Source organism: Pseudomonas sp. 8AS (assembly GCF_902506505.1).
Lineage (GTDB): Bacteria > Pseudomonadota > Gammaproteobacteria > Pseudomonadales > Pseudomonadaceae > Aquipseudomonas.
The window spans coordinates 2,276,289-2,298,854 of the sequence record NZ_LR733406.1 but is presented as its reverse complement, the minus strand read 5'-3'; the positions used below and the strand labels follow the sequence as shown (position 1 = coordinate 2,298,854).

21 protein-coding genes are annotated in these 22,566 nt (G+C 67.1%); 11 read left to right on the top strand and 10 right to left on the bottom strand.

Annotated features, from left to right (window positions below):
• Positions 1 to 21 precede the first annotated feature (21 nt).
• Together GV001_RS10750 and GV001_RS10745 are read left to right on the top strand one after the other, a co-directional pair.
• Positions 22 to 2,247: a PepSY domain-containing protein gene (locus tag GV001_RS10750; protein ID WP_160079629.1), complete on the top strand. Its 2,226-nt coding sequence runs from the start codon at positions 22 to 24 to the stop codon at positions 2,245 to 2,247.
• Positions 2,237 to 3,202 carry an FAD:protein FMN transferase gene (locus GV001_RS10745; protein ID WP_160083292.1) on the top strand — a complete coding sequence of 322 codons (966 nt, stop codon included), beginning with the start codon at positions 2,237 to 2,239 and terminating at the stop codon, positions 3,200 to 3,202. Before GV001_RS10750 ends, GV001_RS10745 begins: the two co-directional genes overlap by 11 nt.
• Positions 3,203 to 3,244: 42 nt before the next feature.
• Here GV001_RS10745 and GV001_RS10740 read toward each other — a convergent pair whose 3' ends face one another.
• Positions 3,245 to 5,149: a bifunctional diguanylate cyclase/phosphodiesterase gene (locus GV001_RS10740; RefSeq protein WP_160079627.1), complete on the bottom strand. Its 1,905-nt coding sequence runs from the start codon at positions 5,147 to 5,149 to the stop codon at positions 3,245 to 3,247.
• Between the two features lie 147 nt (positions 5,150 to 5,296).
• Positions 5,297 to 6,127, bottom strand: a complete 831-nt coding sequence (locus GV001_RS10735) for an oxidoreductase (protein ID WP_160079625.1) — start codon at positions 6,125 to 6,127, stop codon at positions 5,297 to 5,299.
• Between the two features lie 117 nt (positions 6,128 to 6,244).
• On the opposite strand from GV001_RS10735, the gene GV001_RS10730 reads away from it, so the two are divergent.
• Both GV001_RS10730 and GV001_RS10725 read left to right on the top strand, forming a co-directional pair.
• Positions 6,245 to 7,153 carry a LysR family transcriptional regulator gene (locus tag GV001_RS10730; protein ID WP_160079623.1) on the top strand — a complete coding sequence of 303 codons (909 nt, stop codon included), beginning with the start codon at positions 6,245 to 6,247 and terminating at the stop codon, positions 7,151 to 7,153.
• A 36-nt stretch (positions 7,154 to 7,189) separates the two neighbouring features.
• Positions 7,190 to 7,528: an FKBP-type peptidyl-prolyl cis-trans isomerase gene (locus tag GV001_RS10725; RefSeq protein WP_160079621.1), complete on the top strand. Its 339-nt coding sequence runs from the start codon at positions 7,190 to 7,192 to the stop codon at positions 7,526 to 7,528.
• Positions 7,529 to 7,596: 68 nt separating this feature from the next.
• On the opposite strand, the gene GV001_RS10720 is transcribed toward GV001_RS10725, so the two are convergent.
• Positions 7,597 to 8,346, bottom strand: a complete 750-nt coding sequence (locus tag GV001_RS10720; RefSeq protein WP_160079619.1) for a 3-oxoacyl-ACP reductase family protein — start codon at positions 8,344 to 8,346, stop codon at positions 7,597 to 7,599.
• Positions 8,347 to 8,466: 120 nt separating this feature from the next.
• Here GV001_RS10720 and GV001_RS10715 point away from each other — a divergent pair, with 120 nt between their 5' ends.
• The gene (locus tag GV001_RS10715) at positions 8,467 to 9,399 is read left to right on the top strand and encodes a LysR family transcriptional regulator (RefSeq protein WP_160079617.1); all 933 of its coding nucleotides are present in this window, start codon (positions 8,467 to 8,469) and stop codon (positions 9,397 to 9,399) included.
• Between the two features lie 9 nt (positions 9,400 to 9,408).
• Here GV001_RS10715 and GV001_RS10710 read toward each other — a convergent pair whose 3' ends face one another.
• Positions 9,409 to 10,305, bottom strand: a complete 897-nt coding sequence (locus tag GV001_RS10710; protein ID WP_160083290.1) for a DMT family transporter — start codon at positions 10,303 to 10,305, stop codon at positions 9,409 to 9,411.
• 134 nt (positions 10,306 to 10,439) lie between these two features.
• Here GV001_RS10710 and GV001_RS10705 point away from each other — a divergent pair, with 134 nt between their 5' ends.
• The 3 genes from GV001_RS10705 to GV001_RS10695 all read left to right on the top strand — a co-directional run bounded on the left by GV001_RS10705 (position 10,440) and on the right by GV001_RS10695 (position 13,982).
• The gene (locus GV001_RS10705; RefSeq protein ID WP_160079615.1) at positions 10,440 to 10,877 is read left to right on the top strand and encodes an Lrp/AsnC family transcriptional regulator; all 438 of its coding nucleotides are present in this window, start codon (positions 10,440 to 10,442) and stop codon (positions 10,875 to 10,877) included.
• A gap of 11 nt (positions 10,878 to 10,888) precedes the next feature.
• Positions 10,889 to 12,034, top strand: coding sequence for a class C beta-lactamase (gene ampC / locus GV001_RS10700; RefSeq protein ID WP_160079613.1), 1,146 nt, complete (start codon positions 10,889 to 10,891; stop codon positions 12,032 to 12,034).
• Between the two features lie 79 nt (positions 12,035 to 12,113).
• Positions 12,114 to 13,982: a DEAD/DEAH box helicase gene (locus GV001_RS10695; RefSeq protein WP_160079611.1), complete on the top strand. Its 1,869-nt coding sequence runs from the start codon at positions 12,114 to 12,116 to the stop codon at positions 13,980 to 13,982.
• Positions 13,983 to 14,039: 57 nt separating this feature from the next.
• Here the strand turns inward: GV001_RS10695 and cysS are convergent, their stop codons facing one another.
• Complete coding sequence (cysS, locus tag GV001_RS10690) at positions 14,040 to 15,425, bottom strand: cysteine--tRNA ligase (RefSeq protein WP_160079609.1); 1,386 nt, start codon at positions 15,423 to 15,425, stop codon at positions 14,040 to 14,042.
• Positions 15,426 to 17,093, bottom strand: a complete 1,668-nt coding sequence (locus tag GV001_RS10685; protein WP_160079607.1) for a glutamine--tRNA ligase/YqeY domain fusion protein — start codon at positions 17,091 to 17,093, stop codon at positions 15,426 to 15,428.
• A gap of 201 nt (positions 17,094 to 17,294) precedes the next feature.
• Between GV001_RS10685 and GV001_RS10680 the strand changes: the two genes are divergently transcribed.
• The 3 genes from GV001_RS10680 to GV001_RS10670 all read left to right on the top strand — a co-directional run bounded on the left by GV001_RS10680 (position 17,295) and on the right by GV001_RS10670 (position 19,970).
• Positions 17,295 to 17,789 carry a peptidylprolyl isomerase gene (locus GV001_RS10680; RefSeq protein WP_160079605.1) on the top strand — a complete coding sequence of 165 codons (495 nt, stop codon included), beginning with the start codon at positions 17,295 to 17,297 and terminating at the stop codon, positions 17,787 to 17,789.
• 4 nt (positions 17,790 to 17,793) lie between these two features.
• Positions 17,794 to 18,516 (top strand): UDP-2,3-diacylglucosamine diphosphatase, encoded by a 723-nt coding sequence (gene lpxH, locus GV001_RS10675; RefSeq protein ID WP_160079603.1) that lies wholly within the window; start codon positions 17,794 to 17,796, stop codon positions 18,514 to 18,516.
• Positions 18,517 to 18,617: 101 nt separating this feature from the next.
• Positions 18,618 to 19,970, top strand: a complete 1,353-nt coding sequence (locus GV001_RS10670) for an SPFH domain-containing protein (protein ID WP_160079601.1) — start codon at positions 18,618 to 18,620, stop codon at positions 19,968 to 19,970.
• 160 nt (positions 19,971 to 20,130) lie between these two features.
• On the opposite strand, the gene murB is transcribed toward GV001_RS10670, so the two are convergent.
• Genes murB through GV001_RS10650 form a run of 4 tightly spaced genes read right to left on the bottom strand, consistent with a single transcriptional unit; the run spans position 20,131 to position 22,561 of the window.
• Positions 20,131 to 21,150, bottom strand: coding sequence for a UDP-N-acetylmuramate dehydrogenase (gene murB / locus GV001_RS10665; protein ID WP_160079599.1), 1,020 nt, complete (start codon positions 21,148 to 21,150; stop codon positions 20,131 to 20,133).
• The gene (locus GV001_RS10660; RefSeq protein WP_160079597.1) at positions 21,147 to 21,611 is read right to left on the bottom strand and encodes a low molecular weight protein-tyrosine-phosphatase; all 465 of its coding nucleotides are present in this window, start codon (positions 21,609 to 21,611) and stop codon (positions 21,147 to 21,149) included. The genes murB and GV001_RS10660 overlap by 4 nt, the downstream gene beginning before the upstream one ends.
• On the bottom strand, positions 21,611 to 22,375 hold the full coding sequence (gene kdsB, locus GV001_RS10655) for a 3-deoxy-manno-octulosonate cytidylyltransferase (RefSeq protein ID WP_160079595.1): 765 nt from the start codon (positions 22,373 to 22,375) through the stop codon (positions 21,611 to 21,613). The genes GV001_RS10660 and kdsB overlap by 1 nt, the downstream gene beginning before the upstream one ends.
• Positions 22,376 to 22,561: a Trm112 family protein gene (locus GV001_RS10650; RefSeq protein ID WP_160079593.1), complete on the bottom strand. Its 186-nt coding sequence runs from the start codon at positions 22,559 to 22,561 to the stop codon at positions 22,376 to 22,378. It abuts the gene before it with no gap.
• Positions 22,562 to 22,566 lie beyond the last annotated feature (5 nt).

Here is a 22,566-nt window from a genome sequence, read left to right as displayed (position 1 = left end):
ACCGCCCGCGGAGGGCACGCCATGCTGCGCCAGCTTCATTCACTACCGGGTCTGTTCGCCGCCGTGCTGGTCATGCTGCTGGCCCTCAGCGCACTGTTGCCGGCGACCCAGCCGGCCCTGGAAAGGCTCGACGCGACCCTTCCCGCTGCCGGCCAGGTCAACGTGGCCGACCTGGCCGAGCGGGTTGCCCGGCACTATCCGGGTGTCGAACGGATCGAGCGGACGCCGAACGGCGCGGTCATCGTGCACTTCGAGCAGGCCGGCGAACCCGGCTCCGTGCGGGTCGACCCGTTCAGCGGCCAAGGCATTGCCGCCCATGAGCCGAGCGACTGGGCGAGCTGGAGCAAGGAGCTGCATCGCTCGCTGCTGCTCGGCACGCCCGGCCGCGCCCTGGTCGCCGCGGCCGCCCTGTGCATGCTGCTGCTGAGCCTGTCCGGGGCGGCCCTGCTGGCCAAGCGCCAGGGCGGCTGGGGCAAGCTGCTGCGCCCGCTGCAGGGCAACCTGAGCCAGCGCTGGCATGCCGAAGTCGGCCGCCTGGCCATTGTCGGCCTGCTGCTGTCGGCACTGAGCGGGCTGTACCTGTCGGCGGTCAGCTTCGAGCTGCTGAGCGACGGCATGGACGTCGAAGCCGAATTCCCGCAGGCCCTCAGCACGGCCCCGGCCGCGCCGCTGCACAGCCTGGCGGCCCTGCGCGCCACCGACCTGAACGACCTGCGCGAGCTGGCCTTCCCCGCCCCCGGCGAGCCGAACGACGCCTACCGACTCAGCACTGCCCAGGGCGATGGCTATGTCGACCAGGCCAGCGGCGCACAGCTGTCCTTCACCCCGCACAACAGCGCCCGCCGCCTGTATGAGCTGATCTACCGGCTGCACACCGGCGAAGGCCTCTGGTGGCTCGGCCTGCTGCTGGGGCTCGGCGCCCTCAGCGTACCGCTGATGAGCCTTACCGGGGTCCGCCTGTGGTGGCGTCGGCGCCAGGCCATGCCGCGCCTGGCGAACAATGGCGCCGTACAGAGCGCCGACACGGTGATCCTGGTCGGCAGCGAGAACCACGCCACCTGGGGCTTCGCCAAGGCCCTGCATGCCGCCCTGAACCAGGCCGGACTGCGCGTGCACACAGCGCCGATGAACCAGTTGCGCGCCGACTACCCGCGCGCCGAGCGCCTGTTCATCCTCACCGCCACCTATGGCGATGGTGGCGCCCCGGCCTGCGCCAGCCAGTTCCTCGCGCGCCTGGGCCGCATCGCGGCCAATCCGCGCCTGCACTTTGCCGTGCTCGGCTTTGGCGACCGGCAGTTCCCGCGTTTCTGCCAGTTTGCCAGGGACTGCGACGCCGCCCTGGCCGAACACGGCTGGCCGCGGCTGCTGGCGCTCGAAACCATCGACCGGCAGTGCGCCCAGGCATTCGCCCGCTGGGGCAACACCCTGGGCCGCCGACTTGGCCGCGAGCTGAACCTGCACCATAGCCCTCAGCAGCCGCCGACCCGCACCTGGCAGCTGGTCGAGCGGGTGCAGTACGGCGAGCAGGTGCAGGCCCCGACCAGCGTGCTGCGCTTCACCGCAACCGCCCCGACGTCCGCCGGCAACCGGCTGCAGCGCTGGCTGGGCGGCAATCGCAGCCCCCGCTTCGAAGCCGGCGACCTGGTCGGCATCGTGCCGCCGGGCAGCCCGCTGCCGCGCTTCTACTCCCTGGCCAGCGCTTGCAGCGACGGCGTGCTGGAGATTTGCGTGCGCAAACACGCCAACGGGCTCTGCTCGGGCTTCCTGCATGACCTGCCGCTGGGCGGGCGGATCGAGGCCTTCATCCAGGCCAATCCGGACTTTCGCCCGGCATCCGGCAAACACCCGGTGGTGCTGATCGGCGCCGGCACCGGCATCGGCCCGCTGACCGGCTTCATCCGCCACAACAAGGCCAGGCACCCGATGCACCTGTACTGGGGCGGGCGCAGTCCGGACTCCGACTTCCTCTACCAGCCCGAACTGAACGACTACCTGGCCGACCAGCGCCTGACCCGCCTGCACACCGCCTTCTCGCGGGCCGGCGACTGCAGCCATGTGCAACAGCGCCTCAGCGAGGATGCCACGCAGCTGCGCCGACTGATCGACAAGGGCGCGCAGATCCTGGTCTGCGGCAGCCGCGAGATGGCCAAGGGCGTGATGCAGGCCCTGGATCAGGTGCTGGCCCCGCTCGACCTCGACGTACCGACCCTCAAAGCCCAGGGGCGCTACCGTGAAGATGTCTACTGAAACACCCAGCCTGCAGCGCTACAGCCTCAATGGCGCAACCATGGGCACACGCTACAGCGCGCTGTTCTATGCCGAGCCCGGGCTGGACGAGTCGGCCATCGGCGCCAGCCTGTTCGCCGCAGTCGACCGGGTGGACCGGCAGATGTCCAGCTGGCAAGCCGACTCGCAGCTAAACCGGCTCAATGCCCTTGCCACCGGGCAATGGCTGGATCTGCCGGCCGAACTGTACCAGGTGCTGGCGACGGCCCTGCGGGTCGGCCGGCAGTCCGCCGGCGCCTTCGATATCGGCGTCGGCGACCTGGTCAATGCCTGGGGCTTCGGCCCCGGGCGGCCCCAGCCGGACAGCGCGCAGATCGATGCCCTGCAGCGCCAGCCGCGTCGAGCCGCCGGCGCAGCCCTGGAGCTGGACCCGGCGCACGGGCGCGTACGCAAGCGCAGTGCGATCACCCTCGACCTGGCCGGCATCGCCAAAGGCTTCGGCGTCGACGAACTGGCGCGCTGCCTGGATGGCTGGGGGATTGGCCACTACCTGGTCGGCATCGACGGGGAAATGCGCGCCCGCGGCCACAAGGCCGATGGCCAGCCCTGGGTCATCGCCATCGAAAACCCCACCTACGGCCTACGCGAAGCCATGGGCGTGATGGAACTCAACGATGCCGCCATCGCCACCTCGGGCGACTATCGGCACTGGGTCGAGGTGGCCGACCAGCGCTTTGCCCACACCATGCACCCGGGCCTGGGGGCGCCCCTGCGCAACCGCCTGGCGGCCGTGACGGTAGTGGCCGCCAGTTGCATGCTGGCCGACGCCTGGGCCACGACACTGCTGGTGCTGGGCGAAGAGGCCGGGATGAAGCTGGCGGCCGAGCGCGGCATGGATGCCCTCTTCGTCCTGCGCACGGCGCAGGGGCTGGAGCAGCGCTGGCTGATCGACGGGCAAGCGCAGCCGCTGGACTGAGGGCAAAGCGCGCACCGCCTCAGTGCAGGTTCAAAAGTGCCGCTACGCCGGCACCTGCGTACCGACGACAAAGGCGCGCAGGTCATCGGCCGCCAGCGGCCGGGCGAACAGGTAGCCCTGGCCCTGGTCGCAGCCGAGCGCGGCCAACAACTGGCGGGTTTCCTCATCCTCGATGCCTTCGGCAGTGGTGAGCAGATTCAGGCTCCTGGCCATCTGGATAATTGCCGTGACGATGGCCTGCTCCTGCGGATTGCCCTGCAGCCTGCGCACGAACGACTGGTCGATCTTCAGCTTGTCCACGCGAAAGCGCTGCAGGTAGGACAGGTTGGAATAGCCGGTGCCGAAGTCGTCGATCGACAGCCGCACGCCCAGCGCCTTGAGGCGATGCAGCTGCTCGATGAAGCTCGGCGAATCCTGCAGCAGGATCGATTCGGTCAGCTCCAGTTCCAGGCAGCCCGGCGGCAGGCCGTAGCGATTCAGCGCCGCCGCCACCAGATCCTGCGGGTTGCCGCGGCGGAACTGCACCGCCGAGAGATTCACCGACACCACCAAGCGCGGCAGGCCGGTGGCCTGCCAGAGCATGGCCTGACGGCAGGCCTCGTCCAGCACCCACTCGCCGATCTCGACGATCAGCCCCGATTGCTCGGCGACCCGGATAAACAGATCGGGGCCGACCAGGCCGCGCTGCGGGTGCTGCCAGCGCAGCAGGGCCTCGGCGGCCAGCAACCGGCCGTCGTGCAGATCGACGATCGGCTGGTAGTGCAGGACGAACTCCCCGCGGCTCAGCGCCTGGCGCAGGTCCTGCTCCAGGCCGAGGCGCTCGCGGGTATCAGCATTCATCTGCTCGTCGAAGAAGCAGTAGGTGTTACGTCCGGCCGCCTTGGCCTGGTACATCGCGGTGTCGGCGTGCTTGAGCAGGGTCTCGAAGTCCTCGCCGTCGTCGGGGAACAGCGAGATGCCGATGGAACTGGAACTGACGATCTGCATGCCCTTGAGGCTGAAGGGGTCGGCCAGGCGCTGCTGCAGGCGGGCGGCCAGCGCGGAGACCGCCGCCAGCTCCTCCACGTCGGCCATCACCAGGAGGAACTCGTCGCCGCCCTGGCGGCTCACCGTGTCGATATCGCGCACGGCCTCCTGCAGGCGCCGCGCCACCTCCTGCAGCAATTCGTCGCCGGCATCATGGCCCAGGGAATCGTTGATGGTCTTGAAGTTGTCCAGGTCGAGGAACAGCAACGCCACCCGCTTGGCGTCGCGCCGCGCATGGCTGATGGCCTGCTCCATGCGGTCGCGCACCAGCAGGCGGTTGGGCAGGTTGGTCAGGGCATCGTGCTGCGCCAGGTGGGTGAAGCTGGCCTCCGAGTCCTTCACCCGCAGTATCTCCTGCTGCAGGCGCAGCTGGGTGCGGCGCAGGTCGTTGGCCAGCAGCCACACCGCCACCGCACACATCACCAGCACCGCGCTGACGTTGACCATGCGGCCGATGCCCAGGGGCAACGGCGTGAAAGTCTGCAGGCCGCTGAGTGCGGCGTAAGTGAGGAAGGCCACCACCGTCAGGATGCTCAGCAGCAGGCCGACGAACAGGCGCAGCGGCGCCACCATGCCGGCCACGATCAGGATGCCCGGGAAACACAGCACCGCCCCGCTGTAGAGGCCCTGGCTGAACCACAGCGACACCGAGACCAGCGCCGTGAAGCTGAACAGGATCATCGCCATGGCGATGTTCACCCGCCCGCGCCCGATCATCATCCGCCCGCCCAGCACGACCAGCAGCGCCAGCGTCACCAGGCCAACGTCCAGCCAGCGTCCGGAAACCACCCGCTCCACGCCGATGCACAGCAGCACCGCGCACTGCACATGGACGATCTGCATCAGGCGTCGCGCCTGCAGGCTGCGCTCCAGAGGATCGCCCGGTTCATCCTGGGCTTGTGAGTTCTGCGCATGCTTCATAACGAACTGCCATCCATGAGCGACTGCTGCGGTAGGGACTACCTGCACCCTAGCCAATAACCAGATGATCGTACAAGTGGACCAATGGGCGCAGACCGCCGAAACGAAACAGCCGCGCAAGGGCGCGGCTGCTCTGCTTCAGGCGACTCAGGCCGGGAAGTCGGTGGACAGCGACAAGCTGCGCCAGGCCTGCAACTCGACCTCGACCTGCGCATGCTTCTGCTCGATCCGTGCAACCGCGTCGCTACCCAGCGCTAGGCGCAGTGGCGGTTGCTCGGCGTTGGCCAGAACCAGCATGGCCTCGGCCAGCCTGGCCGGGTTGCCTGGCTGAGCGTGGTTGGCGACGTGAGCGAACTGGCGCATGGCGCCGACCGTCTCGTCGTAGTCGGCCAGTTCCAGGGCGGTCTTCACCAGCGACTGCTCGTCGAGGAAGTCGGTGCGGAAGAAACCCGGCTCGACCACGGTGACGTGGATGCCGAGCGGCGCGACTTCCTGCTGCAGCGCCTCGCTGATGCCTTCCACGGCGAACTTGGTGGAGCCGTACACACCCCAGCCCATATAGGCCTGGTAGCCGCCCAGCGAGGAGATGTTGATGACGTGACCGGAGCGCTGGCGGCGCATGTGCGGCAGCACGGCGCGGGTGACGTTGAGCACACCGAACACGTTGGTGGCGAACAGGCGCTCGGCCTCCACCATGCTGGTTTCCTCCACCGCCCCCAGCACGCCGAAGCCGGCATTGTTGACCAGCACATCGATGCGGCCGAAACGGGCGACACCGGCGGCGACGGCCTCGCGGGCCTCTTCCTCGCGGGTCACGTCCAGGCGTACGGCCAGCAGGTTGGGATGCTCGCCCAGACGAGCGGTGACGTCGGCGGGCTTGCGGGCGGTGGCAATGACCGCATCGCCGGCGTTCAGGGCCTGTTCGGCTATCAGTGCGCCAAAACCACGGGAAGCTCCAGTAATCAGCCAGGTACGCATAGCGAATTCCTCAGATTTCGGTCCCGCGCCATGCGGGCCGTTGACGACACTCTAGGGCTGGGATACTGATGTGATAATCCCAATAAAATTGCATGACTTGCTGAGAAATTTTCATCAATGAAAAACGTCTCTCCCACCGACCTGGCGATCTTCCTGGCCATCGCCCAACACCTCAGCTTCGCTCGCGCTGCGGTTGATCTAGGCCTCACGCCCTCGGCGCTGAGCCACGCCCTGCGCGGGCTGGAAGAGCGCCTGGGGATGCGCCTGTTCAACCGCACCACCCGCAGCGTGGCGCTGACCGAGGCCGGTGAGCACCTGCAGGCAAGGGTGCGCCCGGCATTCCGCGACATCGCCGACGCCCTGGAGGACCTCAACAGTTTCCGCGACAAGCCCTCCGGCAGCCTGCGCATCAATGCCGGTCGTGCGGCCATCCAGCTGGTCCTGCTGCCGCTGGTGGGGCGCTTCCTCGCCGCCTACCCGGACGTACGCCTGGAACTGGTGGCCGACGATGGCCTGGTGGACGTGGTCTCGGCCGGCTTCGATGCCGGCGTGCGCTTCGGCGAGCGCCTGGAGGCGGACATGGTCTCGCTGCCCATCGGCCCGCGCATGCGCTCGGTGGTGGTCGGCTCTCCCGCCCTGTTCGAGCGCCACCCAGCCCCACAGAAGCCCGAGGACCTGCACGGCCTGCCCTGCATCCGCCATCGCTTCCCCGGCGGCAACTTCTATCGCTGGGAATTCGAGCGCGGCGACATCGCCCTGGAGATCGAGGTGGAAGGCCCGCTAATCCTGGACGACGTGGCCCTGATGGTCGAGCCGGCCCGGCAGGGCGTCGGCCTCGCCTATGTGTTCGAGGAGATGGTCCGCGAGCAGATCGCCGACGGCCGTCTGGTGCAGGTGCTCAGCAACTGGTGCCCCTACTACGCCGGCCTGCACCTCTACTACCCGAGCCGCCGCCACGTGCCGGCCGCGCTGCGCGCCTTCATCGACTTCGCCCGCGCCGCACTTGCCAACGGCGCCAATCCCTGACAAAACGCCGCCAGCCCAACCACTGCGAGCAACGCCATGAGTGACCAACTGAAAATCGAAGACCTGCAACTCGGCAGCGGCAAGGCCGCCGTCAAGGGCGCGCTGATCACCACCCAGTACCGCGGCTGGCTGGAGGACGGCACCGAGTTCGACTCCTCCTACTCGCGCGGCAAACCGTTCCAGTGCGTGATCGGCACACGCCGGGTGATCCAGGGCTGGGACCAGGGCCTGATGGGCATGCAGGTCGGCGGCAAGCGCAAGCTGTGGGTGCCGGCGCACCTGGGTTATGGCGAGCGCCAGGTCGGCGCGATTCCGCCGAACTCCAACCTGGTGTTCGAGATCGAGTTGCTGGAAGTGCTGACCCGCGACGACTGATTTTTCCCTGCAAAACGACAACGCCCGTCGCGCAGGCGACGGGCGTTGTTGCATCGGCTGCGGCTATCTCAGGCGGAGAAGCCACCATCGATGGTCAGGTTGGCGCCGGTGATGTAGGCCGCCTCGGGGCCGGCCAGGTAGGCCACGAAGCTGGCGATCTCCTCCGCCTTGCCGTAGCGCGGCAGCGCCATGGTCTGCTTCAGCGCTTCGGCAAAGTCGCTGTTGTCCGGATTCATGTCGGTATCCACCGGGCCGGGCTGCACGTTGTTGACGGTGATGCCGCGCGGCCCCAGATCACGCGCCAGTCCCTTGGTGAAACCGGCCACCGCGGCCTTGCTTAGCGCATACACCGAGCCACCGGCGAAGGGCATGCGCTCGGCGTTGGTGCTGCCGATGGTGATGATGCGCCCGCCCTCGCCCATTACGCGGGCGGCTTCCTGGCTGGCGATCACCACACTGCGCACGTTCACATCCAGGGTGCGATCCAGGTCGTCGATGCTGAATTCCTCGATCGGCGCGATAGCCAGCACGCCGGCGTTGTTCACCAGGATGTCGAGGCGACCGAAGCTCTCTACGGTGTGGCGGATGGCGGCGCGGATGGCCTGCTCGTCACGGCTGTTGGCCTGGATGGCGATGGCGCGACCACCGGCGGCTTCGATGGCCTGCACTACGTCGAGGGCTCCGGCGGCGGAGGACACATAGGTCAGGGCGACGGCAGCGCCCTCCTTCGCCAGGCGCTGGGCGATGGCGGCGCCGATGCCGCGGGAACCACCCTGGATGAATGCGACTTTGCCTTCGAGGGTTTTGTGGGTGCTCATGTTGAATCTCCTGAAACTGGGGGTTGGTGTGGAAGACGGCCCCAGTATTCACCCAGCACTCACAACCGATAAGCTGGCAATCGCTATATTCAGTCGATACCAATGGTTTATGGAGCGCCCATGGAAACCCTCAGCAGCATCGAGTGCTTCGTCCGCGCGGCGGAGGCCGGCAGCTTCGCCGAGGCCGCGCGGCGCCTGGGCCTGACGCCCGCGGCGGTGGGCAAGAACGTGGCCCGCCTGGAGAGCAACCTCGGCGTGCGCCTGTTTCTGCGCAGCACCCGGCGCCTGACCCTGACCGAGGCCGGCGAGCGCTTTCTGGCGGAGGTGAGCAGCGGGCTGGCCAGCATCCAGGGCGCGGTGGCCAACCTGGCCAGCAGCCAGGGCCAGCCGGCGGGCACCCTCAAGGTCAGCATGGGCGTGGCCTTCGGCCGCGACTACATCATGCCGCACCTCTCCGATTTTCTGGCCCGCTACCCGGCGATAGTGCCCGACTGGCACTTCGACAACCGCGCCGTGGACCTGATCGGCGAAGGCTTCGACGCCGCCCTCGGCGGCGGCTTCGAGCTACCGCCCGGGGCGATTGCCCGGCAACTGGCACCGGCCCACCGGGTGCTGCTGGCCTCGCCGGACTATCTCGCCCACCACGCGCCCATCGAACAGCCGGAAGACCTGGCCCCGCATGCCGGCATCCTCCTGCGTTCGCCGCAGACCGGCCGCGTGCGCAGCTGGCCGTTACGCACCCGCGACGACCGCCAGACCACCTTCGAGCTGACCCGCCGGATGACCATGAACGACCCCGAGGCAGCCTGCCACGCGGCCCTGCAGGGCCTGGGCGTGACCCTGGTCAGCACGGTGCACGCGCTGCCCTATCTGCAGAGCGGCCGCCTGCAGCGGGTGCTGCCGGACTGGTATGTGGACACCGGCAGCCTGAGCCTCTACTTCAGCGCGCAGAAGCTGCTGCCGGCCAAGACGCGAGTGTTCATCGACTTCATCGTCGAACGTTTCCGCGAACACCAGTGGGCGGAACGTTTCGACGCCCGCCGGCGCGCCTAGCCAGCCGCCCTACTTCGCCTCGACGACCGGTAGGCGCCGGCGCAGGCTCCAGCCCTGCTGCATGCCGGCCGCCGCCAGCAGGATGGCCGCCACGCCCAGCCACTGCAGCGGGCTGAGGCGATGACCGAAGGCCAGCCAGTCGACGAAGATCGCCGCGATCGGATAGATGAACGACAGCGCCCCGGTCAGCGCCGTCGGCAGTTTCTGGATGGCGCTGTACAGCAGCATGTACATCACCCCGGTATGCAGGATGCCCAGGGCCGCCAGGCTGGCCCAGGCCTGCGGCTGCTCGGGCAGCCGGTAACTGGCCAGCGGCGCCAGCATGAGGATGCCGGTGAGCAGCTGGATCAGCGCGATCAGGTGCGGCGGCGTGCCGCTCAGGCGTTTGACGATCAGCGCCGCCAGCGCATAGAGCAGCGCCGCGCCCAGGGCCAGGGCGATGCCCAGCAGGTAGTTCTCGCCCGAGCTGCCGGTGTCGCCATGGGCGCTGACGATGGCCAGCATGCCGAGGAAGGCCACGCCCAGCCAGGCCAGCTTGGCCAGGGTGATGCGCTCGCCGAGTAACAGCGCGGCCAGGCCCACCAGCATGAACGGCTGCACGTTATAGACAGCAGTGCTGATGGCGATGGACGCCTTGGAATAGGAGGCAAACAGCAGCAGCCAGTTGCCGACTATGGTCACCCCGCTGACCAGCGCCAGGATCAGCACCCGACGACTCAGCAGCTCGCGACGCAGCAGGCCGAGTGCAACGCACACCAGCAGCAACATCGCGCCGCCGATCACGCAGCGCCAGAACACCACGTCGACCACGGACTGGCCGGACACCAGCACGAACCAGCCGATGGTGCCGGAAATCAGCATCGCCGCGATCATTTCCAGCGAGCCGCGCTTGAGGGTCTTGTCCATGGTTGGAGTCTCCGGTTGGGGTGCGCTCATTATTCGGCTACCCGCACCCACGCCTCCAGGGCTAATCTAAGGCGAAATCGAAACACCGCCTTTATTGCGAAGGCACTTTCCTGAAATTACCTTATGAGCACGCCATGACCGACGAAATCGACCAGCTTCTGCTCAACGCCCTGATGGAGGACTCGCGCCGCTCGCTCAAGGCCCTGGCGCAGATCAGTGGCCTGTCCTCGCCCAGCGTGGCCGAGCGCCTGCGTCGTCTGGAGGAACGCGGGGTGATCAGGGGCTACCGGGTGGAGGTGGACCCGCGCCACTTTGGCTACCAGCTGCAGGCCATCGTCCGCGTGCGCCCGTTGCCCGGCAAGCTGCACGAGGTGGAGCGGCAGATCCAGTCGATCCCCGAGTTCACCGAGTGCGACAAGATCACCGGCGAGGACTGCTTCGTCGCCCGCCTGCAGGTGCGCTCCATGGAGCAACTCGACGAGCTGCTGGACCGCATCAACGCCTACGCCGAGACCAACACCGCCATCGTCAAGAAGACCTCGGTGGCGCGCCGACTGCCACCAATGAGCTGAAGGAAACACCCATGCGACTCACCATCACCGCGCTGGCCCTGCTGCTGGTCGGCCAGGCGGCCATGGCCCAGACCAGCGTGGCCCAGTCCGAGCTGCGCACCGCCGTCGACGCCGCCGTGCAACCCGCTATCGATCAATACCAGATTCCCGGCCTGGCCGTGGCCATCGTCCGCAAGGGCGAGCGCCACTTCTTCAACTACGGGGTCGCCGACCGCGACAGCGGCCAGGCGGTAGACGAGCACACCCTGTTCGAGCTGGGCTCGGTGAGCAAGCTGTTCACCGCCACCCTCGGCGCCTACGCCCAGGCCGAAGGCAAGCTGAGCCTGGACGACCGGGCCAGCCAGCATCTACCGGCGCTGCGCGGCAGCGCCTTCGACCAAATCAGCCTGCTCGACCTGGCCACCTACACCCCCGGCGGCCTGCCGCTGCAGTTCCCGGATGCGGTGCAGAACGAGCGGCAGATGCTCGACTACTATCGCGCCTGGCAACCCGCCTACCCTGCCGGCAGCCAGCGCCTGTATTCCAACCCCAGCATCGGCCTGTTCGGATATCTGGCCGCCGCCAACCTGGGCCAGCCGTTCGACCAGTTGCTGGAGCGCCAACTGTTCCCGCAGCTGGGCATGCGCGAGAGCCATGTGCGTGTACCGCAGTCACAGATGGCGCGTTACGCCTGGGGTTACCGCGACGAGCAGGCGATCCGCGTGCAGCCGGGCCCGCTGGATGCCGAGGCCTACGGGGTGAAGTCCACGGCCGCCGACATGCTGCGCTTCGTCGAGGCCAACCTCGATCCCTCGCAGCTGCCGGCGCCGCTGCTCCAGGCCATCGCCACCACCCAGCAGGGCTACTACCGGGTCGGCGACATGAGCCAGGGCCTGGGCTGGGAACGCTACACCTACCCCATCAGCCTGCAGCGCTTGCAGGCCGGCAACTCGTCGCAGATGGCCCTGGAGCCACAAGCCGTCGAGCGCTTCGCCACCCCGCAAACGGCCGAGGGCGACCTGCTGCTGAACAAGACCGGCTCGACCAATGGTTTCGGCGCCTATGTGGTGCTGCTGCCGGCCCGCGACACCGGCCTGGTGCTTCTGGCCAACCGCAACTACCCGAACGCCGAGCGGGTGCGCATTGCCCTGGAGATACTCGAAGCCCTGGAGCACTGAGCCGCTGGCTCTTTGCCAGGCTCCAGCCCACGGCGGAAAGCCCGTATGATAGCCGGCCGCATCTGCTTTCCGAGTTGCCATGCTGTCCGCCGTCAAACGCTACCAGGCGCTGCTCTCCAGCACTCTGGCGCGCTACTTTCCCCGCACCACCGAGTACCTGCGCGCCGAACGCGAGGCCGCTGCCCGACTGCGCCAGCCGCAACCGCGCGCCAAGCGCCCCGCCAGCAGCGGCAAGGCCAAGGCGACCAGCCGCAAGAAGAAGGCCTGCGACGGCCCTGCCCCTGCAACAACCGGCATCTATTCCAGCGCCCGCCTGAAGGTCGACGAGGCCCAAGTCGCAGCCATGCGCGCCCGCGTCGCCGAGGCGGTGGCGGCCGGCCTGATCGGCGCGCCGTCCGACGAGCAGTGGGCGATGATCCTCTGCCGCGCCCCGCTGGCACGTATCTTCGCTGGCGCCGGTTCGGGCAAGTCCACCACCCTGCTGCTGCGCGTGGTGTTCATGCTCTGCCACCTGCGGATTCCCGCCGCCAGCCTCACGGTGATTTCCTTCACCAATGCCTCCTGCTCCGAGCTGCGTGGCCAGTTGCTGCACCTGCTGGCCTTCTGGCAACTCCCCTTCGACGAGGCCCAGGCACGCCAGTGCGTGCGCACCTTCCATTCGGCCATGGCGCAGCAGGCCAAGGCGCTGCTGGGCGCGCCGAACTGGTTCGAGCAGCTCGGTGGATCTGCTGGCGAGGAGCCGGACGCGCCTGCCGGCGGCCGCCTGCCCGCCGCCCAGCAGCGCCTGCTGCGCCAGGCCCATGACGAGCTCTACGCCAGCGATGCCAGGTTCCGCCAGCAGGTGCACGAACTGCTCGGCGTGGCCATGCCCGAGGCCATCGGCAAGCCGCCGCAGGAAGGCCTGCGCCTGGCCGGTGACTTGCGCGCGGCGCCGCTGTTCGAGGTGTTCTACCAGCAGGGCTGCTTCGCCGAGAGCCTCGGCCTGCGCCCGGATCAAATCGACGCTGCCACGCTGGACTGCGGGCCGCGCGAGCGCCTGTTCCTGCAGGCACTCGCCAGCTTCTGGACATGCTTCCAGGCGCTGTTGCAGGCCCAAGGCGTTACCACCTTCGATGCCGCCTTCCGCCAGCTCGGCGAGCGCCTGACCGGCGCCCAAGAGCTGCCGGCGGAGGCCATCGAGCCGCTGCGCCATCTGCTGATCGACGAGTTCCAGGACATCTCGCCGCAGATCGTCCACTGGCTGCAGGCCGTGCATCGCGCCCTGGCCGGCCGCGGCAGGGCGGTCAGCCTTATGGCCATCGGCGACGACTGGCAGTCGATCTACGGCTGGCGCGGCAGCTCGCCGGAGCTGTTCCTCGACTTCGACCGCCACTTCCCCAGCCGCGGCAAGGCCAAGAGCCAGGTGCTGATGCTGACCGCCAACTTCCGCAGCATCGCGCCGATCCTGCGCGATGCCGAGGCGCTGCTGGCGGGCGTCGCCTGCAAGCAGGCCAAGGGCAGCCAGGCGGTCAAGGCCGTGCAACCGGGCGACCACGGCGTGCGCCGCATCGAGGGCTTCGACCTAAAGCGCCAGCTGCCCGAGCTGCTGCAGGAAATCGCCGCGCAGTGCGCCCATGTCGCCCAGCGCGGCAGCCTCGAACGCAACCCGGTGTTGCTGCTGGGCCGGCGCAACGATGCGCTGAAGCAGGTGCAGGCCCAGCTGGACCCGAGCCTGCCGGTGCGTGCCTACAGCATCCACCGGGCCAAAGGCCTGCAGGGCGAGGTGGCGATCATCCTCGACGACGGTGGCAGCCCGGAGTCGCACCCATTGCGCAACGCGCTGTATGCCCGCTGCGGCCTGTTCCGCAACAGCTATGACCAGGCCATGCGCGACGAGAGCCTGCGCCTGGCCTACGTGGCCGTCACCCGCGGCGTCAGCCGGGTGATCTGGTACAGCGGCAAACGCTAAGGCTGCGGGAATGCAAAAGGCCGCCCGAGGGCGGCCTTTTGCATGGGGCGAAACGACTTACTCGGCCAGGCGCCAGGTGGTGCCACCCTTACTGTCTTCCAGCACCACGCCCATGGCAGTGAGCTGGTCGCGGATGCGGTCAGACTCGGCCCAGTTCTTGTCGGCGCGCGCCTGCAGGCGCGCGGCGATCAGCGCTTCGACCTCGGCGGCGTCGACCTTGCCGGCGGCGCCGGCCTGGAGGAAAGCATCCGGCTCCAGCTGCAGCACGCCGAGCACGCCGGCCAGGGCCTTGAGCTGGGCGGCCAGGCCGGCGGCGGACTGTTCGTCCGACTCACGCAGGCGGTTGACCTCGCGGATCATCTCGAACAGCACGGCGCAGGCTTCCGGCGAGTTGAAGTCGTCGTCCATAGCCACGCCGAAGCGCTCGACGTATTCCTCACCGCCAGCCGGCGCCACTTCCGGCAGACCTTTAAGGCCGTTGTAGAAGCGCTCCAGGGCGCCCTTGGCTTCCTTCAGGCTGTCTTCGGAGTAGTTGATCGGGCTGCGGTAGTGGCTGGACACCAGCAGGTAGCGCACCACTTCAGGGTGGTACTTCTCCAGCACCTCGCGGATGGTGAAGAAGTTGCCCAGGGACTTGGACATCTTCTCGCCGTCCACGCGCACCGCGCCGGCGTGCATCCAGGCCTTGGCGTAGAGCTTGCCGGTGGCCGCCTCGCTCTGCGCGATCTCGTTCTCGTGGTGCGGAAACACCAGGTCCGGGCCGCCGCCGTGGATGTCGAAGGTCTCGCCCAGGCAGCAGGTAGACATCACCGAGCACTCGATGTGCCAGCCCGGACGACCGGCGCCCCAGGGCGAATCCCAGCTCGGCTCGCCCGGCTTGGCGCCTTTCCACAGGACGAAGTCCAGCGGGTCTTCCTTGATCTCGTCGACCTCGATGCGCGCGCCGATCTTCAGCTCGTCGATCTTGCGCCGCGACAGCTTGCCGTAGCCTTCGAACTTGCCGACGCGGTAGTACACGTCGCCATTGCCCGGGGCGTAGGCGAAGCCCTTGTCGATCAGGGTCTGGATCATCTGGTGCATGCCGGCGATATGCCCGGTGGCACGCGGCTCGATATCCGGGCGCAGCACGGAGAGGCGCGCCTCGTCCTCGTGCATGGCGGCGATCATGCGTTCGACCAGGGCCTCGAACGGCTCGCCGTTTTCATTGGCGCGCTTGATGATCTTGTCGTCAATGTCGGTGATGTTGCGCACGTAGGTCACGTCATAGCCGCGCTGACGCAGCCAGCGGGTGACCACGTCGAAGGCGACCATCACCCGGGCGTGACCGATATGGCAGAAGTCGTACACGGTCATGCCGCACACGTACATGCGCACCTGGTTGGCCACCAGCGGTTTGAACGGCTCTTTGACCTTGCTCAGGGTGTTGTAGATGCTCAGTGTCATTTACGAACCCCAGGAGTCGCGCAGGGTGACGGTACGGTTGAACACCGGTTTACCCGGCTTGGAGTCCTTCAGGTCGGCGACGAAGTAGCCTTCGCGCTCGAACTGGAAGCGCTCTTCCGGCGCGGCGTTGCCCAGCGACGGCTCGGCGCGGCAGCCGGTGAGCACCACCAGCGAATCCGGGTTGATGTTGTCGAGGAAGCTGCCGCCCTCCTCGTCCTTCTCCGGGTTGGCGGAGCGGAACAGGCGGTCGTACAGGCGCACTTCGCACTCGACGCTTTCGGCGGCGGGCACCCAGTGGATCACGCCCTTGACCTTGCGGCCCTCGGGGTTCTTGCCCAGGGTGTTTTCGTCATAGGAGCAGCGCAGCTCGATGATGTTGCCGGCGGCATCCTTGATCGCCTCATCGGCACGGATCACGTAGCTGCCACGCAGGCGCACTTCGCCACCCGGGATCAGGCGCTTGAAGCCATCCGGCGGGGTTTCTTCGAAGTCGCTGGCGTCGATGTAGATCTCGCGGCTGAACGGCAGCACGCGCACCCCCATGTCCTGCTTGGGATGGCGCGGCAGTTCGAGGTTCTCGACCTGGCCTTCTGGATAGTTGCTGATCACCACCTTGAGCGGCTTGAGCACGCACATGGCGCGCGCAGCGTTGGCATCGAGGTCGTCACGGATGGCGAATTCCAGCATGCCCACATCGACCACGCCGCCGGCGCGGTTGACGCCGATCATGTCGCAGAAGTTGCGGATCGACGCCGGCGTGTAGCCGCGGCGACGGAAGCCGGACAGGGTCGACATGCGCGGATCGTCCCAGCCATTGACGTGGTTTTCATCGACCAGTTGCTTGAGCTTGCGCTTGCTGGTGATGGTGTAGTTCAGGTTGAGCCGGGCGAATTCGTACTGGCGCGGCTGCGCCGGCACCGGCAGTTGTTCGAGGAACCACTCGTACAGCGGGCGGTGGTCTTCGAACTCCAGGGTGCAGATGGAGTGGGTGATGCCCTCGATGGCGTCCGACTGGCCGTGGGTGAAGTCGTAGCTCGGGTAGATGCACCACTTGTCGCCGGTCTGGTGGTGATGGGCGTGGCGGATGCGGTAGAGGATCGGGTCGCGCAGGTTGATGTTCGGCGAGGCCATGTCGATCTTGGCGCGCAGCGAACGGGCACCATCGGCGAACTCGCCGGCCTTCATGCGGGCGAACAGATCGAGGTTCTCTTCCATCGAGCGCTCGCGGAACGGGCTGTTCTTGCCCGGTTCGGTCAGGCTGCCACGGTAGGCGCGCATTTCCTCGGCATTCAGGTCGCAGACGAAGGCCTTGCCGGCCTTGATCAGCTCGATGGCCCAGGCGTGCAGCTGGTCGAAATAGTTGGAGGCATAGCGCTCCTCGCCGGCCCATTTGAAACCCAGCCACTCGACATCGCTCTTGATCGCGTCGATGTATTCCTGGTCTTCCTTGGCCGGGTTGGTGTCGTCGAAACGCAGGTTGCACTCGCCGCCGAACGCCTGGGCCAGACCGAAGTTCAGGCAGATCGACTTGGCATGGCCGATATGCAGGTAGCCGTTGGGCTCCGGCGGGAAGCGCGTGATGATCTTGGCGTGCTTGCCGCTGTCCAGGTCGGCCTGGACGATGGGCAGCAGGAAGTTGGCGGCTTTTTCGACGATGGGCTTGCTCATGATGTCCTTGAGAGTCAGGTGCGCGGCCAGATGCGGCGAGACAGTAGGCCGGTCAAAACAAAGCCCGTATGATACCCAACCCGTCAACCCCCTGACAGCCGCAAAGCGACCGGGCGTGAGCATATGGCACGAAAACAGGCCCTGCCTGCCCCGCTGCCGCGCCACATCAGCCGCTTTGCCCGTAACTCGAGAGTGAATCCCATGATCAAGCTGCACACCAACCACGGCGTCATCACCCTGGAACTCTTCGAAGACAAGGCCCCGGAAACCGTGGCCAACTTCAAGGAATATGTGAAGAGCGGTCATTACGACGGCACCGTCTTCCACCGCGTGATCAGCAACTTCATGATCCAGGGCGGCGGTTTCGAGCCGGGCATGAAGCAGAAGCCGACCCGCGCACCGATCAAGAACGAAGCCAACAACGGCGTGGCCAACAAGGTCGGCACCGTGGCCATGGCCCGCACCATGGAGCCGCACTCGGCCTCCGCGCAGTTCTTCATCAACGTCGCCGACAACAGCTTCCTCAACCACAGCGCGCCGACCGTCCAGGGCTGGGGCTACGCCGTGTTTGGCGAAGTGGTCGAAGGCATGGACGTGGTCAACAAGATCAAAGGCGTGGCCACCACCATGAAGGCCGGCCACCAGGACGTGCCGGTGGACGACGTGATCATCGAGAAGGCCGAAATCGTCGAGTAAGTCGATGATCCTGCTGATCTCCGATCTGCACCTGGAAGAACAACGCCCGGACCTGAGCCGGGCGTTTCTACATTTCTTGCAGACCCGTGCCCGTGCGGCCGAAGCCCTGTACATCCTCGGCGACTTCTTCGAGGTATGGATCGGCGACGACGGCATGACACCCTTCCAGCACGAGATCGCCCGTGCTCTGCGCCAGCTGCGCGACAGCGGTACGCAAATTTTCCTCATGCATGGCAACCGCGACTTCCTGATCGGCAAGGCCTTTTGCCGCGAAGCCGGCTGTACCCTGCTGCAAGATCCCAGCGTGGTGCGTTTCAACGGCGAGCCGGTGCTGCTGATGCACGGCGACAGCCTATGCACCCAGGATGCGGCCTACATGAAGCTGCGCCGCTGGCTGCGCCACCCGCTGACGCTGTTCATCCTGCGCCACCTGCCGCTGGCCACCCGCCACAAGCTGGCACGCAAGCTGCGCAGCGAAAGCCGCGCGCAGACCAGCATGAAGGCCAGCGAGATCGTCGACGTGACCCCGGACGAAGTGCCACGGATCATGGCCGAGCATGGCGTGCGCACCCTGATCCACGGCCACACCCATCGCCCGGCCGTGCATGAACTGCAGGTCGATGGCCAGGCCGCCCGGCGCATCGTCCTCGGCGACTGGGACAAACAGGGCTGGGCCCTGCAGGTCGACACCAGCGGCTACCGGCAGGCGCCCTTCCCGCTCGCCTAGCAATCGGCGCGAGGCGCAGCACATAGCGGCCAGCCGCCACTTGACGGCCCCACGCCGGCTCAGCAGCATTCGCGCTCTTTTCCCGCAGTCAAGGACAGATCATGGAAATCTCCAACGGAGCCCCCTCGAAACTCTCCCTCATCAAGTACGTCGGCCTGCCTGTGCTGGTCGCCGCCATCGGCTTCGCCACCTTCAACGGGGTGTTCTTCTATAACGAGGCCGGCTTCGCCACCCACGTGCGGACCATCTTCGGCGAGGAAAAAGTGGTCGACGATGTCGGCTACGCGACCAAGTGGTTCGGCCGCGCCACCCCGTGGAAGAAGGCCCTCAGCGTGCAGTCGGTGCTCACCGAAGCGCTGGAGATCAACGACAACAGCGACAACGACTCGCTCGGCGCCACCATCGAAGCCTTCCCCATCGTCTTTCTCGGCAACGTCGACGCCAAGGTCGAGTCCTCGGCGCGCTTCCGCCTGCCGGCCGGCGAGCAGTTCCTGAAGATCGCCCAGGAATACCGCAACCCGGAAAACTTCATCAAGACCGCCCTGGTACCGGCCATCAAGGAAACCCTGCAGGCCACCGCCTCGCTGATGAGCGCCGACGACTTCTACGCCGGCGCGCGCAGCGAGTTCGCCGCCGAGTTCGAGAACCAGCTCAACGACGGCCTGTACCTGATCAAGCGCAAGGAAGTGCGCGGCCCGCGCGGCCACCAGCCGAGCCAGACCGCCATCCTCCAATCCGGCACCGAGCAGGGCAGCTTCGGCGACAACAACGCCAGCCAGTTCGTCACCGAGAAGGTCATGGACAACAAGGGCATCCCGGTACGCAAGCAGCAGCAGTTCCGCAAGTACGGGGTGGAAGTGGTCGAGGCGCGCATCACCAACGTCGACCCCAATCCGCAGTACAAGCAGCGCATGGTCAAGGTCCAGCAAGCCCTGGCCGAGCTGGCCGTGGCCCGGCAGAACCGCCTGAAGGAAGAAGAAGAGAAGCTGCTGGTCACCGCCCGCGGCGAGAAGGAAGTGGAAGCCCGCCGCCAGGAAACCCTGCGCGACCAGATCGAGCGCACCACTCAGGCCGAGACCGAGAAGCAACTGGCGCGGATCAACGCCGAGCGCGAGAAAGGCCGCGCCGAGATCGAGAAGCAGACCGCCGAGCTGCTGCGCGACAAGGCGGCGATTACCGCCGACGCCACCAAGATCACCGCCGACGCCGAAGCCTATGCCCGCAAGGCGGTGATCGAGGCGGACGGTGCCCTGCAGCCGAAGCTGGATGCGCTGATCTCGATCAACAAGGTGTGGGCCGAAGCGGCCGCCCAGGCGCCGGTACCCGGCGTGATGATGGGTGGCTCGGGCACTGGCGCCGGCGCCAGCCGCCAGGACGAGATCGGCCAGCTGATGGGCATCCTCGCCACCAAGGCCGCCCGCGACCTGTCGCTGGACATGAAGGTCAAGGAATAAGCTTCAGACAGAAATGAAAACGCCCCGCACTAAGCGGGGCGTTTTCGTTGGCCACACACCAATAGCGTGCAGCATGGTGCCCCCATCAGAGACTCTCATGTTTGTAGGATTTCTCCGCGAAATTCGCGGCTGAAACCGCCCATACAGAAACAAGCCCTGCTCAGAGGATGTTCGGCTCGATTTCCAGCTCTACGCCAAAGCGCGCCAGGATGTCCGCCTGAATACGCCGCGCCAGAGCCAGCAACTGCGCACCCGTGGCCGCGCCGTAGTTGACCAGCACCAGCGCCTGCAGACGATGCACGCCGGCGTCGCCCTCACGAAAACCCTTCCACCCCGCCCGCTCAATCAGCCAGCCGGCCGCCAGCTTGACCTGGCCATCAGCCGCCGGATAGCTGACCAGATCGGCCTGCTCGGCACGGATACGCTCGGCCAGTTCGGCCGGCACCAGCGGGTTCTTGAAGAAGCTGCCGGCATTGCCCAGCAGCGCCGGGTCCGGCAGTTTTTCGCTGCGAATGGCGCAGATGGCGCGACTGACATCGCTGGCCGTCGGCTGCTCGATGCCTTCGGCCTGCAGGCGCTGGCGCACCGGACCGTAATCCAGGTGCAGCGTGGTCTTGCGGCTGAGGGCGAAACGCACCCGCAGGATCAACCAGCGCCCCGGCTGCTGCTTGAACAGGCTGTCACGATAGGCGAAGGCGCACTCCTCCAAAGTGAATTCGCGCAGCTCGCCGCTCTGGCGATCCAGGGCGGTAAGGCCGGCGAACACATCCTTGATTTCCACGCCGTAGGCACCGATGTTCTGCATCGGCGCCGCACCGACCGTGCCGGGGATCAGGCTGAGGTTTTCCAGACCGGCCAGGCCCTGCGCCAGGCTCCACTGCACGAAGGGATGCCAGGGTTCACCGGCCTCGGCCTCGACCACCACACGCTCGCCGTCATCGCTGAGGATGCGCAGGCCGCGACTGGCCATGCGCAGCACCAGGGCGTCGACAGCGCCGGTCAGCAACAGGTTGCTGCCGCCGCCGATCACCAGCAGCGGCAGCTTGCGCTGCGCGGCCAGGGCCAGCGCCTCGCGCACCTGCTGGTCATCGCGGGCCTCGGCAAACAGGCGTGCCGGCACATCGACGCCGAAGGTGTTGAAGGGCTTGAGCGAGAGGTTTTCGTGCAGTTGCAGACTCACAAGCGCCCCCTGATTTCATCGAGCAGGGCATCGCTGGCCTGCTCGATCAGGTCGAGCACCTGTTCGAAGCCGTCGTCACCACCATAATAAGGGTCCGGCACTTCATCCAGGGCCAGCTGGTAGCGACGCAGGAACAGGTCCAGCTCAGCCGACGCAGCCCCGGGGCGCAGTGCCTGAAGATGCTGGAGGTTGCTGTGATCCATCGCCAGGATCAGGTCGAAGCGCTGGAAGTCCTCGAGCGCCACCTGGCGTGCGCGCAGCGGCGCCAGGTCATAGCCACGGCGCTGGGCGGCCAGGCGGGTGCGCTGGTCCGGTGCCTTGCCGACATGCCAGTCACCGGTGCCGGCGGAGTCCACCTGCACCCGCTCGGCCAAGCCGGCCGCCTGCAGGCGCTGGCGGAAAACGCCTTCGGCGGTCGGGGAACGGCAGATATTGCCCAGGCAGACGAACAGAACCTTCATCAGGCCCCCAGCAGACGGCGTACCCGCTCCAGGTCTTCCGGGGTATCGACCCCGGCCGGCGGCGCTTCCAGAGCATCGGCAACATGGATACGCACGCCGTGCCAGAGGGCGCGCAGCTGCTCCAGGCACTCGGTGTCTTCCAGCCAGCACGGGCCCCAGGCCACGAAGTCATGCAGGAAACCGGCGCGGTAGGCGTAGATGCCGATATGGCGCCGATAGGGCACGCCAGCCGGCAGCTGGTCACGGCTCTTGGCGAAGGCATCGCGGGCCCAGGCCAGCGGCGCGCGGCTGAAGGTCAGGGCCAGGCCGCTCTTGTCGGCGACCACCTTGACCACGTTGGGATTGAACAGCGCCTGCACATCCTCGATCGGCTCGGCCAGGGTGGCGATGCCCGCCTGCGGGTTGGCGGCCAGGTTGGCGGCCACCTGATCGATGATGCTCGGCGGGATCAGCGGCTCGTCGCCCTGCACGTTGACCACGATGGCATCAGAAGCCAGGCCCAGCTGGGTCGCCACTTCGGCCAGGCGGTCGGTGCCGGAGTTGTGCGCGGCATCGGTCATCAGCACCTCGGCGCCGAACCCCTGGCAGACCTCGAAGATGCGTGCATCGTCGGTGGCCACTACCACCCGCGCCGCGCTGCTCTTCTTCGCCTGTTCCCAGACATGCTGGACCATCGGCTTGCCGGCAATGTCCTGCAGCGGCTTGCCCGGCAGGCGACTGGAGGAAAATCGTGCAGGGATGACAACGATAAAGGCGGCAGTCATTTACTTGTCCAGGCGCTCGTCGACGTTGAGGGTACGGGCCTCGCTTTCCAGCATCACCGGGATGCCGTCGCGAATCGGGTAAGCCAGGCCGGCGCCCTTGCTGATCAGTTCGGTCTTGTCTTCGCTCAGTTGCAGCGGGCCCTTGCAGACCGGGCAGGCCAGGATATCGAGCAGTTTGGGGTCCATGGGAG